The following is a 14,000-nucleotide window of genomic DNA, read 5'->3' on the forward strand; positions in this document are numbered from 1 at the left end:
GTTCAATTCGTTGCGCGGGGTCAGATCACGCGCTCAGAGCCGCGAACACGCAGCGATCGACTGGCGTGACGGATACTCGTTCCCCCGGTGCCAGCGGCGGCGCATCGCGCATCCGCAGGACCTGTAGGCGATCCTCGGAATTGGGCGCTTCCAAGTGCACGATCAGGGCGTCGTCCGAGCGCCGAATTTCAATCACTGTGGGTCCGTTCTGCGCGACCGCTAGGCGCAGATCCTGAGCGCGCACCACAATCTCCACCGAACCGTCCTCGAGGGTACGGTCGACCAGGCAGTCGCGCGACCAGCGACCGAACGGCGTGCTTAGGGCATCGTCCTGCAGGGTGCCGCGCAAGCGTTGAGCGCGGCCGAACATGGCGGCGACCTGGAGCGTCGCCGGCCGATCGTAGAGCTCGCCCGGGGTGCCCTGCTGACTGACGCGGCCGCGCTCCAGAACCACCACTTTGTCCGCCACTGCCATGATCTCCTCGGGATCGTGCGTTACGAACAGGCCCACGGCGTTGCGCTCGCGGATCGTGCGCCGCGCATCTTCGCGCAGGCTGCGGCGCAGGGCGACGTCTAGATTGGCGTAGGGCTCATCGAACAGTAGCGCTCGGGGCGCACGGGCGAGTGCCCGCGCCAGACCGACCCGCTGGCGCTGGCCGCCGGACAGCGCGTGCGGGAGGCGATCGCCGAGGGCATCGAGCTGCACCTGGGCGAGCAGCGCGGACACCGTCGCCTCTCGTTGCGCTCGGGCGAGCCCGAAGCCGACGTTCTGCGCCACGCTCAGATGAGGGAACAGCGCCCCTTCCTGGAACACCAACCCGATCGGTCGCCCCTCCGGCGGCAGCGCCGCCGGCAGCGCTTGCCCATCCAGGGCGATCGAGCCGGCCTGGAGGCGCAACAGGCCCGCCGTGATTCGCAGCAGGGTAGTCTTACCGCACCCGGACGTGCCGACCAGGCAGGTGAGTTCTCCCGCGGCGGCGCTAAAGCTGACGTCGGTGAGCGCCGCGAAGGCATCGAAATGATGAGAAACTTGATCGAAGGTGAGCACAGGCGCCGCTAGCGGACCTCCATGGATCGAATGACCGATCAGCCTACACGCAGCCCCAAGCGCGGATCCAGCGCCCTTTGGACCCTGCCACCGCTCCTCGTTGCGCTGGCGATCGCGGTGCCACTGCTCATCGTCCTTAGCGTGCTCCCCGCCCCCGCAGGCGAAGCTTGGCGACACCTGCGCGAGACCCTGCTCCTAGAATACATGGGCAGGTCACTGCAGCTGATGCTGCTAACGGGATCGTTCGCTCTGATCATCGCCGTGCCCTGCGCATGGTTCACGGGGGCCTGCCGCTTTCCCGGTAGCGCTACCTTGGGCTGGCTGTTGGTCTTGCCCCTCGCCGCGCCCGCCTACGTCGTGGCCTACGCCTACACGGACCTGCTGGACGTCTCAGGTCCGATTCAAGCGGCGCTGCGCCAAGCGCTGGAACTGTCGCCCCAAGCGCTCGTACTGCCACCAATTCGCAGTCTGCCGGGCGCGGCGCTGCTGCTCTCGCTCGTGCTCTACCCCTACGTCTACGTGCTGGCTCGCAATGCCTTCGCCACCCGCTCGGGGTTGCACTTCGAGGCGGCCCGGGTGCTGGGAGTGGGACCGCTGCTGGCGTTCTGGCGGGTGGCGCTGCCGGCGGCGCGGCCAGCCATCGCGGGCGGCCTCGCCTTGGTCCTGATGGAGACCCTCGCCGACTTTGGCGTGGTCGAGTACTTCTCGGTGCCTACGCTAAGCACGGGGATCTACCGCACGTGGATCGGTTTGGGCGAGAAGGCCGCCGCGCTCAAGCTCGCCGCCCTCATGCTGCTGTTCGTGCTCTTGCTGGTAGGCCTCGAGGCAGCTGGCCGGCGCGGGCGCGCCGACCGCAGCGACCACTCCCGCGCTGCGTCGCTCGAGTTGCGAGGATGGCATCGATGGGTCGCCTTCGCCTGGTGTGCCGTGCCCGTCGCGTTCGGCTTCGCGCTGCCCGTGATGCTGCTTGCGTTCTACGCCATCGGCGCAGGCGATGCGGTGCTGGGGCGAGGCTTCGCCCGCTACCTGTGGAACAGCATTTCGATGGCGGGCGGTGCTGCCCTGCTCGCCACTGCCCTGGCCCTGCTCCTCGCCTACTCCATGCGGCTCGAGGGGCATCGCGCTAACCGGGCACTGATCCGCATCTCCACCCTAGGGTACGCGCTGCCCGGCGTGTTGCTCGCAGTGGCCTTGCTCGGCCCCGTGAGCGCCCTGGATCGCTGGCTCATCACCTGGTTGCCAGGGGCCCAGGGAGGCCGCGCGCTCGTGAGCGGCAGCGTGGCGGTGCTGCTCTACGCGTACGTGTGTCGCTTCCTCACGGTGGCTTATCAGTCAGTGGATGCCGGTTTGACCGCCATTTCCTCGGAACTCGACGCCGCAGCCCGCACCCTTGGCGCAAGCCCAGGCGGGGTCTTAAGGCGAGTGCACTTGCCGCTGCTGGCGCGTCCGCTCGCTGCTGGCATGCTGCTGGTGTTCGTCGACGTGATGCGCGAGCTGCCGGCGACGCTCCTGCTCCGTCCCTTCAACTTCGAGACCCTGGCCACGCGGGTGTACCGCCTCGCCAGCGACGAGCGCCTGGCCGAAGCCTCCACTGCAGCGCTGTGCATCGTGCTCATCGGGATCGTGCCGGTGCTGCTCATCAACCGGGCATCGCGCGGCCGCGCCTGACGCACCCGCCGCCCATCGTCGCAGGGCAGATGCCGCGTTACCCCCTTGTCGAGGGGCGGGCCCAGCTTGCATCGCCACCTGCCCACCGCTATCGTCGCGAATGCTTCTCGTTTAGCGTGGGCGGGCGCTTCGCGGCGGCTCGGCGGCTCCCCCCATCGACCACCTGTTCGAGGTAACACTTATGTCCCAGGGAACCTCTGCCCTGCCAACCCTCCGCGTCGTCTCAGCTGCGCTGCTGCTGAGCATCGGCACTCTCTTCGCGCCGAGCACCTTCGGCCACGGCGAGTCGGTAGCCCGCTTTGTCGCCCCCCAAGGGATCGATGGCGGCGACTGCACCGACGCCGCTGCCCCCTGCAGATCGATCATGTACGCCATCGAGCGCGCGCAGAAGGGCGACAACGTGTTGCTAGCCAAGGGGACCTACACCTTCGACCCGAAGGAAGCCGTGCTTCTCGTGAGCGACGTGATCCCCGTGACCGGCGGCTACAGCACGCGCGACGGTTACCTAAATCGCAACACCTCCAGCGCCCAGACCTTCGTGATCGGCCTGCCGGCGCGATATCGCGAACGCTTGGCTAAGCGTGGCATTACCCTCATCCAGGACCGCAAGGGATTGGCGATCGGCCACGATCGCTACGCAGCACAAATCAACGCCGTCGCGACCGCGCCAGCAACCATCTTCTGCGTGGGTGGCCTCGTGGGACCCTACCCGTGCGAGAACGTAAACCTCCTCGGCCTGCGCCCACTGTCCACCTTCAGCACCCTGCCGTCCGCCGCCAATGACATCTGGGGATTCGTTGATCTTAACAACGGCCGCGAGTACGCGCTGTTGGGGCTCAACAACGCGACGGCGATCGTCGATCTCGCGCGCCCCCGCCGCCCGCGAGAAGTTGGCAGCATCCCCGGGGAGAGCACCGTCTGGCGTGACATTAAGGTGCTGCAGTTCTTCGATCGCGACGAGGGCCGATGGAAGGGCTACGCGTACGTGGTCTCCGACTCGACCGACGATGGCCTACAGATCATCGATCTAACGAACCTGCCCTTTAGCGTGTCCGTCGCGAATACTTACACGGAGTTTGCGAGCGCCCACAACATCTACATCAGCAACGTGGACTACGCGACCGGCCGCGTGACGCCAGGCCGTACCCCCTACGCCTATATCCTCGGATCCAACCGCGACGGCGGCGCCTTCCGAATCCTCGATTTGAGCGATCCCCTCAACCCCGTTGAAGTGACCGCCCCGCCGGGGGGTACGCAGTACGTGCACGACGCCTCGAGCATCACCCTAGAGGGCGAACAGGCCGAGCGCTGCGGCAAGAGCCGCACGCTGTGCGAGATCTTCATCGACTTCAACGAGAGCACCGTGGACCTCTGGGATACCACGGACAAGGACCTCCCCGTGTTGATGAGCCAGACGCCGTACGAGCTCAGCGCTTACACGCACTCGGGCTGGTGGTCTGAAGACGGCCGCTACGTCTACATCCAGGATGAGATCGACGAGCTGGTCTCCGGGATCAACACGACCCTTCGCATCCTGGACATCAACGATCCCTTCGCACCCACGCTAGCAGGCGAGTGGATCGGCCCCACGCCCGCGATCGACCACAACGGGTTCGTCAAGGGCGACCGCTACTACATGTCCAACTATCGGCGCGGTCTGACGATTCTCGACATCAGCAACCCCACGGAGCCCACCCAGGTCGGGTTCTTCGATACTTATCCGGACAGCGACAGCGCCACCTTCAGCGGCGCCTGGGGGGTGTACCCCTACTTCCCGAGCGGCCGCATCATCGTGAGCGACATCGAGACGGGGCTGTTCATCTTCCAAGAAGCCACGCCCCAAGAAGAGGCGCAACGCTAAGCGGGCGCCGGGGGTTGCGGCGCTCCCAAAGGTAGGAGCGCCGGGCAGAAACGGGGGCCGTCGCCGTCGCTCTAGCCGACGATCATCTGCTTTAGCTGCAGAGCCTCGAGCTCCAGCTCCTTGAGACGGAAATGGACGACGTCACCGATGGTGACCATGCCGACCAACTCCCCACCCGTCACCACTGGCATGTGGCGGAAACGGCCTTCCGTCATGCGACGCAGCACGGTCATCAGGGGCTCGTCGGGGTCGCAGGTCTGCACCTTAGAGGTCATCACCTCTTCGACGCGCTGAGGCAAGGTCCGACCGGGCGTGACCGCGAGCTTACGCACGATGTCACGTTCGGAGAGAATGCCCGTGAGCTTGCCGTGCTCGTCCGTTACCACCAGGGCACCGATGCGCTTCTCGCTCAGGGCGTTCACCGCCTGGGCTAAGGTGTCTTGGGGCTGAATCGAGAAGATGTCCGAGCCCTTGGTGTCGAGGAGCTTCTGCACCGTAGAAGAGCTCACGGACATGTTGCTGCGCTGCGACTGGCTGACCGTGCGATGGTCTTTGTTCTTTTGCTTATCGGCGCGCGTCGGCGCCTGGTACGAGCTTGGCATAAGCACCTTCCCTGCTGGCTTGACTGAGCAACGTTCCTAAGGACACTTGAGCTTAGTCGAAGAACGAGCCGCTAGGAAACACCCGCCTTGCACCTCACACCACTTAGCGCCACCACCCTGTTCGTACTCGCCTGCCTGGCGGGCTACCGGTATCGCCGCACGTGGAAGCGCCGCGGACCGGCCTGGCAAACCTGGCTGTACGGCACCGTGGCCGCGCTTGCCCTGCTAGCCCTGGGCTTCGCTCCCCTGTCCGCGGCAGTGCCACCTGGCGGCTAGCGGCGATACTAAGTCAGTCGCGCGCCTGCTCGATGGCGCCGCGGGTGCGAGGGCAATTGAGCCGGTTCTTGAGCGGACTGTTTGGGTCGATCTCGCGCTGACAAACCAGGCAGCGATCGGCCCCTGCCACGGCGTTCAAACCGCCGCAGCTGCCCTTGATCGTCCTGCCCGAGAAGACCACACCGAGGGCCATGGCAAACACGACCAGGAGCAAGAGTAGGAAGGCGAGTATGAAGGTGCTCATCGTCTGCGGAGCTCACTTAGCGTCGAGCTCAGCGAAGCGCTCGCTGACCTCGGTGATGAAGGTGTGTTGTGCTGCTGTGGGATCGCGGCTAACGAACAACGCGGCTAGGCCCCAGCGTTCGGCCACCGGCATGCCGCGCTCCAGCCCCAGGGCGAGCAGTGCCGTCGCCCAGGCATCCGCCAGGGTAGCCGACTCGGCGACCACGGTGACCGAAGCCGTCGTGTGCGTGACCGGCCGGCCGGTGGTGGCATCGATAATGTGCGAGTAACGCACGCCGTCCTCTTGGAAGTAATTGCGGTAGTCGCCCGAGGTGGCGAGGCCGACGTCGGTGGCATCGACGACCTGGTGCACCGATCGCCGGCCCGCCTCCGGGCGCTCCACGCCGATCCGCCAAGCAGCACCCCGGACGTTCGTGCCCGAGGCGTAGATATCGCCACCGATCTCCACCATGAAGTCACGCCACCCCTGCTCGCGAAGGGCGCGCGCCACCGTGTCGATACCGTAGCCCTTGGCCAGGGCGGCCAGGTAGACGGAGGTCTCAGGTCGACGCTTTCTGAGCGTTGCCGGCGCCTCGGCACGCAGCTCCAGCCAATGCGCCTGCCCCACCGCTTGCAGGGCGCGATCGATGGCTTCGCTCGTCGGCACCGCGCGGGCGAGCGGCGCGCTGGCGCCAAAGCCCCATAGCTCGATCAGCGGCGCGACGGTGACATCGAACGACCCCAGGCTGCGCTCGTGCACCTCGCGAGCCACCTGCATCACCTCGCTGAGCGCCTTGGAGATCGCGACTGGCTCGGTGCTCGACAGCGCATTGAAGCGGGAAATCTCCGAGGTATCGGACCAATTCGACAGCTGGGTGGTCACCGGCATGAGCGATTGCTCGACGAGCTCGCCCAAGGCGCTTGGGCTCGGTGCGTCATGGCGCTCGGCGACCAGCGCAATACTGTAGTAGGTGCCCATGGTCTCGCCGGAGACTTCGACCAAGGTCCGGTCTCTAGCACCGCCCAGAATGGGCCCCTCGCAGGCGGCTATCAGGGCGAGGGACGCGACCGCGGCGAGCGCCCGGACTGGATACGCGCGCCGTACGATTCGACCGGTGTCGCGACGTCTCGAGTCAAGCGCTGCAGGCCATCTTGACGAGGTCCGCTGAGTCTCTTTTGGCAATGTGGGTATTCAATGCAAACGTTTCGGCGGGCCGGCCGCCCGAGAGCGGCCGCGTCGGGCCGCACGGTGGAGCAAACTCATGTGCACCAAGTGCTTCCAGTTTAGCAGCGAGTTCGAAATAATTGTCGCCGCGCAATATCACCCCACTCCTCTTCCGTCGGTCAGGTTGGCTTGAAGCAGTTCATGTTAAGAAAGGGTCTGGACCTCCCGATCCTCGGCGCCCCCAGGGTCGACGCCATCGGCGAGGCGCCCCCCGTGCGGACCGTCGCCGTGCTCGGTGACGACTACCTCGGACTCAAACCCCGCGTCAGCGTGCAGGAGGGCGATCCGGTCGGTGCCGGCAGCGCGCTCTTTGCGCACAAAGACAACCCTGGCGCGATGATCACCTCGCCAGCGGCCGGTCACGTGCGCGCCATCAATCGCGGCGAGCGCCGTCGTTTGATCAGTATCGAGGTCGATCTGGACCCGAGCGCCGCCCCACCGGTCGACTTCAGCGATGTGGGCGACATCGATACGCGCCAGGGCCTCGCCGCACGCCTCGGGGCCGCCGGCCTCTGGACGTCCTTCCGCACGCGCCCCTACTCCAAGGTGCCCGCGCTCGATGCGGTGCCGGCTGCCATCTTCGTCAACGCCATGGACAGCGAGCCCCTCGCGCCCGACCCAGCGCACACCCTGGCGCACGCCTCCGAGGCGTTTCGCACCGGGCTCACCGCAGTGAGCCGCCTTTGCGACGAAGACGGCAAGACCTACCTTTGCCAACCCCAGGGCGCGGACATCGCCGACGATCTGGGCCCGGGCGTGGAAGCGGTGACCTTCAGCGGCCCGCATCCGGCGGGCTTGCCAGGCACGCATATCCACTTCTTGCACCCGCCCACGGCGGAGCGCCCCGTCTGGACCATCGGGTATCAGGACGTGATCGCCATCGGTCGGCTCCTGCAGTCAGGCCACCTCGACGGCGAGCGAGTAATCGCCCTCGCTGGCCCCCTATGCCGAGCGCCGCGGTTGCTACGTACCGTGATGGGCGCTTCCCTCATGGACCTCACCACGGGCGAGCTTCACGATGGCTCCGACGCACGCCTGATTTCAGGCTCCGTGCTGAGCGGCCGCGCAGGCGAGGGCCCCACGGCCTACCTCGGCCGCTACGCGCGCCAGGTCACGGTGATCGAGGAGGACCGCGAGCAGATCCCCTTCGGCTGGATCCGCCCCATGGCCGACAAATTTGCGTTTCAACCGGTGTTGGGCTCGGCGCTCGCCAAGCGCGTCTTCGCCCTCACCAGCAACTTGAATGGCGGGCGCCGCGCGATGGTGCCCACCGGCACCTTCGAGCAATTGATGCCCCAGGATTACCTCCCCACCCAACTGCTGCGTGCCCTGCTGGTAATGGACACAGATACGGCTCAGGCCCTAGGCGCCCTGGAACTCGACGAGGAAGATCTCGGCCTGGTCGGCTTCGCCTGCCCGGCCAAGTACGAGTACGGCCAGGCCCTGCGCGACTGCCTCAGCAAGATCGAGCGTGAGGGCTGATGGCCATGAAGCTCCGTGCCTTCTTCGATCGCATCGAGCCGCACTTCGAGCAGGGCGGCAAGTGGGAACGCTACTTCCCCCTGTACGAGATGATCGAGAGCATCCTGTACACGCCAAAGACAGTCACCACGGCCGCACCCCACGCGCGCTCCTACGTGGACATGAAGCGCATCATGACCTACGTAGTGCTGGCCACCTTACCCGCGCTGTTCGTGGGGCTGTACAACGTGGGCCTGCAGGCAAACGGCGCCATCGCCGACTACGGTGCCAGCGGTTGGCGCGCAGGGCTACTCGAGTGGCTCGGCATCGGCTTCGATCCGCGCAACCCGCTCGTCAACGTGCTGCACGGTCTGCTGTACTTCATTCCCATCTACCTCACGACGCTGATCGCCGGCGGCCTGTGGGAAGTGCTGTTTGCCACCGTGCGCAAGCACGAAGTGAACGAAGGCTTCATGGTCTCCTCTATGCTCTTTGCCCTTACGATGCCGGCGACCGTGCCCCTGTGGCAGGTGGCCCTCGGCATCTCCTTCGGGGTGGTGATCGGCAAGGAGGTGTTCGGCGGCACGGGCAAGAACTTCTTGAACCCCGCCCTCACCGGTCGCGCGTTTCTGTACTTCGCCTATCCCGCCCAGCTCTCGGGCGATTCGATCTGGACCCCCGTCGACGGCTTCTCCGGCGCCACCGCCCTGGCCGTGTCCGCCTCGGACGGCGTCGACGCCCTCGCCGACCAGGGCATCACCTGGCTGGACGCGTTCTTCGGCACGATCCAAGGCTGCATCGGCGAGACCTCGGCCCTCGCCTGCTTCATCGGCCTGGCATTCCTGCTGTTCACCAAGATCGCCAACTGGCGCCTGATCGTCGGCTGCCTGGCCGGCATGATCGGCTTCTCGACCCTGCTCAACCTGATCGGCTCGGACACCAACCCCATGTTCGCCATGCCCTGGCACTGGCACCTGGTGGTGGGTGGCTACGCCTTCGGCCTCGCCTTCATGGTGACCGAGCCCGTGTCTGCATCGCACACCAACCTCGGGCGCTATGTCTACGGCGCCCTGATCGGCTTCATGGTGGTGATGATCCGCGTCATCAATCCGGCCTTCCCGGAAGGCATGATGCTAGCGATATTGTTCGGTAACGTCTTCGCACCACTGATCGATCACTTTGTGGTGCAGGCGAACATCGCCCGAAGGGCCAAACGACATGCCTGACGATCCTACGCCGCCACAGCGGCAGCCCGGGCCGCTTCGCCGGTTTCTGAACCTGCCCGCCGACTCCATCCCGAAGACGATCTTCGTGGCCGTCTCCCTGTGTCTGGCCGCCTCGATGGTCGTATCCGCCGTGGCGGTCTCCCTGCGGCCGATGCAGGAGCAGAACCGCCTGCGCGACAAGCACGTGAACATCCTGCAGGTGGCCGGGCGCTACCAGCCGGGCATCGACATCGGCGAAGCCTTCTCGGCCTTCGAACCACAGGTGCTGGAATTAGAGACAGGCCGCTTCACCGACGTCTTCGACCCGGCCACCTTCGATGATCGCGCCGCCGCCGACGATCCCGCCACCTCCATCGCCCTCGACGGCGAGGACCCGGCGTCCATCGGTCGCCAAGGTCGCTACGTCACGGTCTACCTCTTGCGCGACGATGAGGGCAGGCTCGACAAGGTGATCCTGCCCATCCACGGCTATGGCCTGTGGTCCACCCTGTATGGCTTCATCGCCCTCGAAGAGAACGGCAACGACGTGTACGGCTTACAGTTCTATGAACACGGTGAAACCCCAGGCCTCGGTGCCGAGGTGGACAACCCGCGCTGGAAGTCGCTCTGGCGGGGCAAGCGCCTGCGCGACGACGGCGGCGAGCTGCGAATCACCGTGGCCAAGAACCAACCGGCCGCGGGCGCGGACTACCACATCGACGCCCTGTCCGGCGCCACGCTCACCTCGCGCGGCGTCGACAACCTAGTGCGCTTCTGGATGGGCGACCAGGGCTACGCGCCCTTCCTCGCCCAGCTGCAGACGGAGGACATCTGATGGCGCAGACCCAACGCGAACTGCTGGTCGACCCGATGGTCGACAACAACCCCATCACCCTGCAGGTGCTCGGCATATGCTCGGCCCTCGCCGTCACCTCGTCATTGAAGGTGGCGCTGGTGATGTCGATCGCCGTGACCCTGGTGACCGCTTTCTCCTCCATGTTCATCTCGATGCTGCGCAATCACATCCCCAGTTCGATCCGCATCATCGTGCAGATGGTGATCATCGCCTCGCTAGTGATCCTGGTCGATCAGATCCTGAAGGCCTACGCCTTCGAGGTGTCGAAGACCCTGTCCGTGTTCGTTGGGCTCATCATCACCAACTGCATCGTCATGGGGCGGGCCGAAGCCTTCGCCATGAAGAACCCGCCGATCGCCTCCTTCCTCGACGGCATCGGCAACGGCCTCGGCTACGGCCTGATCCTAATGCTGGTCGGCTTTATCCGCGAGCTGTTCGGCTCCGGCACCCTGTTCGGCACCACCGTGTTCGAGACGGTGCACAACGGCGGTTGGTACGTGCCGAACGGGCTGCTGCTCCTGCCGCCCTCGGCTTTCTTCGTGATTGGCCTGCTGATCTGGGCCGTGCGCGCGTGGAAGCCGGCGCAGGTGGAAGAGCGCGAGTACGAGATCCAGTCCGTCGAGGCCCACTGATGGAAGCGCTCCTCTCCCTGGCGGTGAAGGCCATCTTCGTCGAGAACATGGCCCTCTCCTTCTTCCTCGGCATGTGCACCTTTATCGCCGTCTCAAAGAAGATCTCCACCGCCATCGGCCTTGGCATCTCGGTGATGATCGTGCAGGCGATCACCGTGCCCGCCAACAACCTGATCCTGAACCACCTGCTCGCCCCGGGCGCCCTGGCGTGGGCAGGCTTCTCCGAGGTCGACCTCACATTCCTGGGACTTATCTCCTACATCGGCGTCATCGCAGCACTGGTGCAGATCCTGGAGATGGTGCTAGATAAGTACTTCCCACCGCTCTACAACGCCCTCGGCGTGTTCCTGCCGCTGATCACCGTCAACTGCGCAATCCTCGGCGGCTCCCTGTTCATGGTGGAGCGCGACTACAACTTCGCCGAATCGCTGACCTACGGCCTCGCATCCGGTTTCGGCTGGGCCTTGGCGATCACCGCGATGGCGGGCGTACGCGAGAAGCTAAAATACTCGGATGTGCCCGACGGCCTGCAGGGCCTCGGCATCACCTTTATCAGCGCGGGCCTCATGGCCCTCGCCTTCATGTCCTTCAGCGGCGTGAAACTCTAAGGCCTCTCAACCTATGGAAACCTTTACCCTCGGCATGGTGCTGTTCACGGTGATCGTGAGCGCCCTGGTCGCGATGATCCTCCTCGCCCGCTCGCGCCTGGTCTCCACCGGCGATGTCAACATCACCATCAACGGCGAGAAGACCATCTCCGTTCCCGCCGGCGGCAAGCTGCTGCAGACCCTCGCCGGCGCCAAGCTGTTCGTGCCCTCGGCCTGCGGCGGCGGCGGCACCTGCGCCCAGTGCCGGGTGAAGATCCACAGCGGCGGCGGCTCCATCCTCCCCACGGAAGAGAGCCACATCACCAAGCGCGAAGCCTCGTGCGGCGATCGCCTCTCCTGCCAGGTGGCGGTGAAGCAGGACATGCAGATCGAGGTGCCCGAAGAGGTCTTCGGGGTGCAGAAGTGGGAGTGCGAGGTGGTGTCGAACGAGAACGTCGCCACCTTCATCAAGGCCCTCGTCCTCAAGCTGCCCGAAGGTGAGGACGTGAACTTCCGCGCCGGCGGCTACATCCAGATCGCCGCCCCGCCCCACCACGTGCGCTACGAGGACTTCGCCGTGGGCGAGGAGTATCGCGAGGACTGGGACCGCTTCAGCCTCTGGCAGTACGAGTCCGTGGTGAACGAGCCCATCGAGCGCGCCTACTCCATGGCCAACTACCCCGAAGAGCGGGGCATGATCATGCTCAACGTGCGCATCGCGACACCGCCGCCCGGCAGCGAGGGGATTGCGCCGGGGAAGATGTCGTCGTTCATCTTCAACCTGAAGCCCGGCGACAAGGTGACGATCTCTGGGCCGTTCGGCGAGTTCTTCGCGCGCGATACGGACAAGGAGATGGTATTCGTCGGCGGCGGCGCGGGGATGGCGCCGATGCGCAGTCATATCTTCGATCAGCTCAAGCGCTTGCACAGCGATCGCAAGATCAGCTTTTGGTACGGCGCGCGCTCCAAGCGTGAGATGTTCTTCGTCGAAGACTTCGATGGGTTGGCGGAAGGCAACTCGAACTTCGACTGGCACGTCGCCCTGTCAGATGCGCTGCCCGAGGATGAGTGGGAGGGCTACACGGGGTTCATCCACAACGTGCTGTTCGAGGAGTACCTGAAGGACCACCCGGCGCCTGAGGATTGCGAGTTCTACATGTGTGGGCCGCCGATCATGAATAAGTCGGTGATCAACATGCTGCTCGATCTGGGAGTGGATCGGGAGGACATCATGCTAGATGACTTCGGTGGGTGAATGTCGGTAGCGGTACGCGTCCTGCCCGCAAGCTCCTTCGAAATCCAGGTACAGCATCCGCACGATCGATGGCGATTGCGTAGAGCACTGCGGGCACCGGTGCTGTGTTCGGTAAGGTAGGGCCTCCTTACGCTATTCGTCACCCTCACCGAGCCGAGCGCAACGAGGGCTCCCTAGGCCGCTTCCCTGGCGACGCCCCGACCCGCGGACCGATCGTCACCTGACATGGCAGCACTCCGCGGCCAGTCACTTCCCAAAGCAAGACGCACGGACGCAACCGGCACGCAGCCCAGGGCGAACCCTCCCGTGCCACCGTAAAGCTCAAAGGGCCAGGCTGATGCGCTCCCAGTCTCTCCGTTCGCGCTTACCTGCGCTCTTCCTCCTCGCCCAAACCCCGCTGGTTGGAGGCCTCGCCTTGGCTACGGAAGAACCCGCCTACGAGGTGATCGACACTCTTGGCACTATCGAGATTCGCCGCTACGACGCCTACGTCGTGGCCGAAACCACCGTCGAAGGCAACTTCAACGCCGCTCGCCGTCAAGCCTTCGGTCGCTTGTTCCGCTTTATCTCCGGCAACAATACGCGGCGCCAAGAGATCGCCATGACCACGCCGGTGAGCCAGAGCGCGGGCGACCGAAGTGAGGGCGAGAAGATTGCGATGACCGTCCCGGTCTTCTCCGACCCCAAGCGCGCCGAGCGCGCAAACGCGTGGACCATGGAGTTCGTGATGCCGCCGGGGGCGACGCTCGAGCAGCTGCCCGTGCCGCGCCATCCGCTGGTGAGTCTGCACACGGTCCCGTCGCGCACGGTGGCCGCCTATCGCTACTCCGGCAGTACCGGCGAGAAGCGCTTCCTCGAACACGCGCAGCGCCTCGAGGCTGCGCTCGCCCACGAGCGTATCGCCACGGTGGGAGCGCCAGTGCAGGCGGTGTACAACGGCCCGTTTACGATTGGGCCCCTACGCCGCAATGAAGCCGTTGTCGAGGTCGACCTCGACGCACCAGGGCGCACTGCGGGTCCGTAGCGAACCTCCCCTCGCGTGTCGGCGGGGCCACGAATACCGCCCGATCGCGTGAATTTCTCCGCTCGTCTGCTGGAAACG

14 protein-coding genes are annotated in these 14,000 nt (G+C 65.5%); 10 read left to right on the plus strand and 4 right to left on the minus strand.

Annotated features, from left to right (window positions below; genetic code table 11):
* Positions 1–25: 25 nt before the first annotated feature.
* The gene (locus AAGA68_16670; protein ID MEM9386695.1) at positions 26–1,048 is read right to left on the minus strand and encodes an ABC transporter ATP-binding protein; all 1,023 of its coding nucleotides are present in this window, start codon (positions 1,046–1,048) and stop codon (positions 26–28) included.
* Between the two features lie 30 nt (positions 1,049–1,078).
* Here AAGA68_16670 and AAGA68_16675 point away from each other — a divergent pair, with 30 nt between their 5' ends.
* Positions 1,079–2,716 (plus strand): iron ABC transporter permease, encoded by a 1,638-nt coding sequence (locus AAGA68_16675; protein MEM9386696.1) that lies wholly within the window; start codon positions 1,079–1,081, stop codon positions 2,714–2,716.
* Positions 2,717–2,897: 181 nt separating this feature from the next.
* Positions 2,898–4,577, plus strand: coding sequence for a choice-of-anchor B family protein (locus tag AAGA68_16680; GenBank protein MEM9386697.1), 1,680 nt, complete (start codon positions 2,898–2,900; stop codon positions 4,575–4,577).
* Between the two features lie 71 nt (positions 4,578–4,648).
* Here AAGA68_16680 and AAGA68_16685 read toward each other — a convergent pair whose 3' ends face one another.
* Positions 4,649–5,179, minus strand: coding sequence for a CBS domain-containing protein (locus AAGA68_16685; protein MEM9386698.1), 531 nt, complete (start codon positions 5,177–5,179; stop codon positions 4,649–4,651).
* An 87-nt stretch (positions 5,180–5,266) separates the two neighbouring features.
* Here AAGA68_16685 and AAGA68_16690 point away from each other — a divergent pair, with 87 nt between their 5' ends.
* Positions 5,267–5,455 carry a hypothetical protein gene (locus AAGA68_16690; protein ID MEM9386699.1) on the plus strand — a complete coding sequence of 63 codons (189 nt, stop codon included), beginning with the start codon at positions 5,267–5,269 and terminating at the stop codon, positions 5,453–5,455.
* Between the two features lie 13 nt (positions 5,456–5,468).
* On the opposite strand, the gene nqrM is transcribed toward AAGA68_16690, so the two are convergent.
* Positions 5,469–5,699: a (Na+)-NQR maturation NqrM gene (gene nqrM, locus AAGA68_16695; GenBank protein MEM9386700.1), complete on the minus strand. Its 231-nt coding sequence runs from the start codon at positions 5,697–5,699 to the stop codon at positions 5,469–5,471.
* A gap of 12 nt (positions 5,700–5,711) precedes the next feature.
* Positions 5,712–6,680: an FAD:protein FMN transferase gene (locus AAGA68_16700; GenBank protein MEM9386701.1), complete on the minus strand. Its 969-nt coding sequence runs from the start codon at positions 6,678–6,680 to the stop codon at positions 5,712–5,714.
* Positions 6,681–7,031: 351 nt separating this feature from the next.
* On the opposite strand from AAGA68_16700, the gene AAGA68_16705 reads away from it, so the two are divergent.
* From AAGA68_16705 to AAGA68_16735, 7 genes are all read left to right on the plus strand, one after another.
* Entirely contained in the window at positions 7,032–8,384 is a 1,353-nt protein-coding gene (locus AAGA68_16705) for a Na(+)-translocating NADH-quinone reductase subunit A (GenBank protein ID MEM9386702.1), read from the plus strand.
* 5 nt (positions 8,385–8,389) lie between these two features.
* Entirely contained in the window at positions 8,390–9,589 is a 1,200-nt protein-coding gene (locus AAGA68_16710) for an NADH:ubiquinone reductase (Na(+)-transporting) subunit B (GenBank protein ID MEM9386703.1), read from the plus strand.
* Complete coding sequence (locus tag AAGA68_16715; GenBank protein MEM9386704.1) at positions 9,582–10,403, plus strand: Na(+)-translocating NADH-quinone reductase subunit C; 822 nt, start codon at positions 9,582–9,584, stop codon at positions 10,401–10,403. The genes AAGA68_16710 and AAGA68_16715 overlap by 8 nt, the downstream gene beginning before the upstream one ends.
* Positions 10,403–11,056 (plus strand): NADH:ubiquinone reductase (Na(+)-transporting) subunit D, encoded by a 654-nt coding sequence (locus tag AAGA68_16720; GenBank protein MEM9386705.1) that lies wholly within the window; start codon positions 10,403–10,405, stop codon positions 11,054–11,056. Before AAGA68_16715 ends, AAGA68_16720 begins: the two co-directional genes overlap by 1 nt.
* Complete coding sequence (gene nqrE, locus AAGA68_16725; protein ID MEM9386706.1) at positions 11,056–11,664, plus strand: NADH:ubiquinone reductase (Na(+)-transporting) subunit E; 609 nt, start codon at positions 11,056–11,058, stop codon at positions 11,662–11,664. Before AAGA68_16720 ends, nqrE begins: the two co-directional genes overlap by 1 nt.
* A gap of 13 nt (positions 11,665–11,677) precedes the next feature.
* Positions 11,678–12,898, plus strand: coding sequence for an NADH:ubiquinone reductase (Na(+)-transporting) subunit F (gene nqrF / locus AAGA68_16730; GenBank protein ID MEM9386707.1), 1,221 nt, complete (start codon positions 11,678–11,680; stop codon positions 12,896–12,898).
* 415 nt (positions 12,899–13,313) lie between these two features.
* Positions 13,314–13,922, plus strand: coding sequence for a heme-binding protein (locus tag AAGA68_16735; protein ID MEM9386708.1), 609 nt, complete (start codon positions 13,314–13,316; stop codon positions 13,920–13,922).
* Positions 13,923–14,000 lie beyond the last annotated feature (78 nt).

Source organism: Pseudomonadota bacterium, from assembly GCA_039193195.1.
In the GTDB taxonomy this organism is placed as follows: Bacteria; Pseudomonadota; Gammaproteobacteria; order Steroidobacterales; family JBCBZW01; genus JBCBZW01.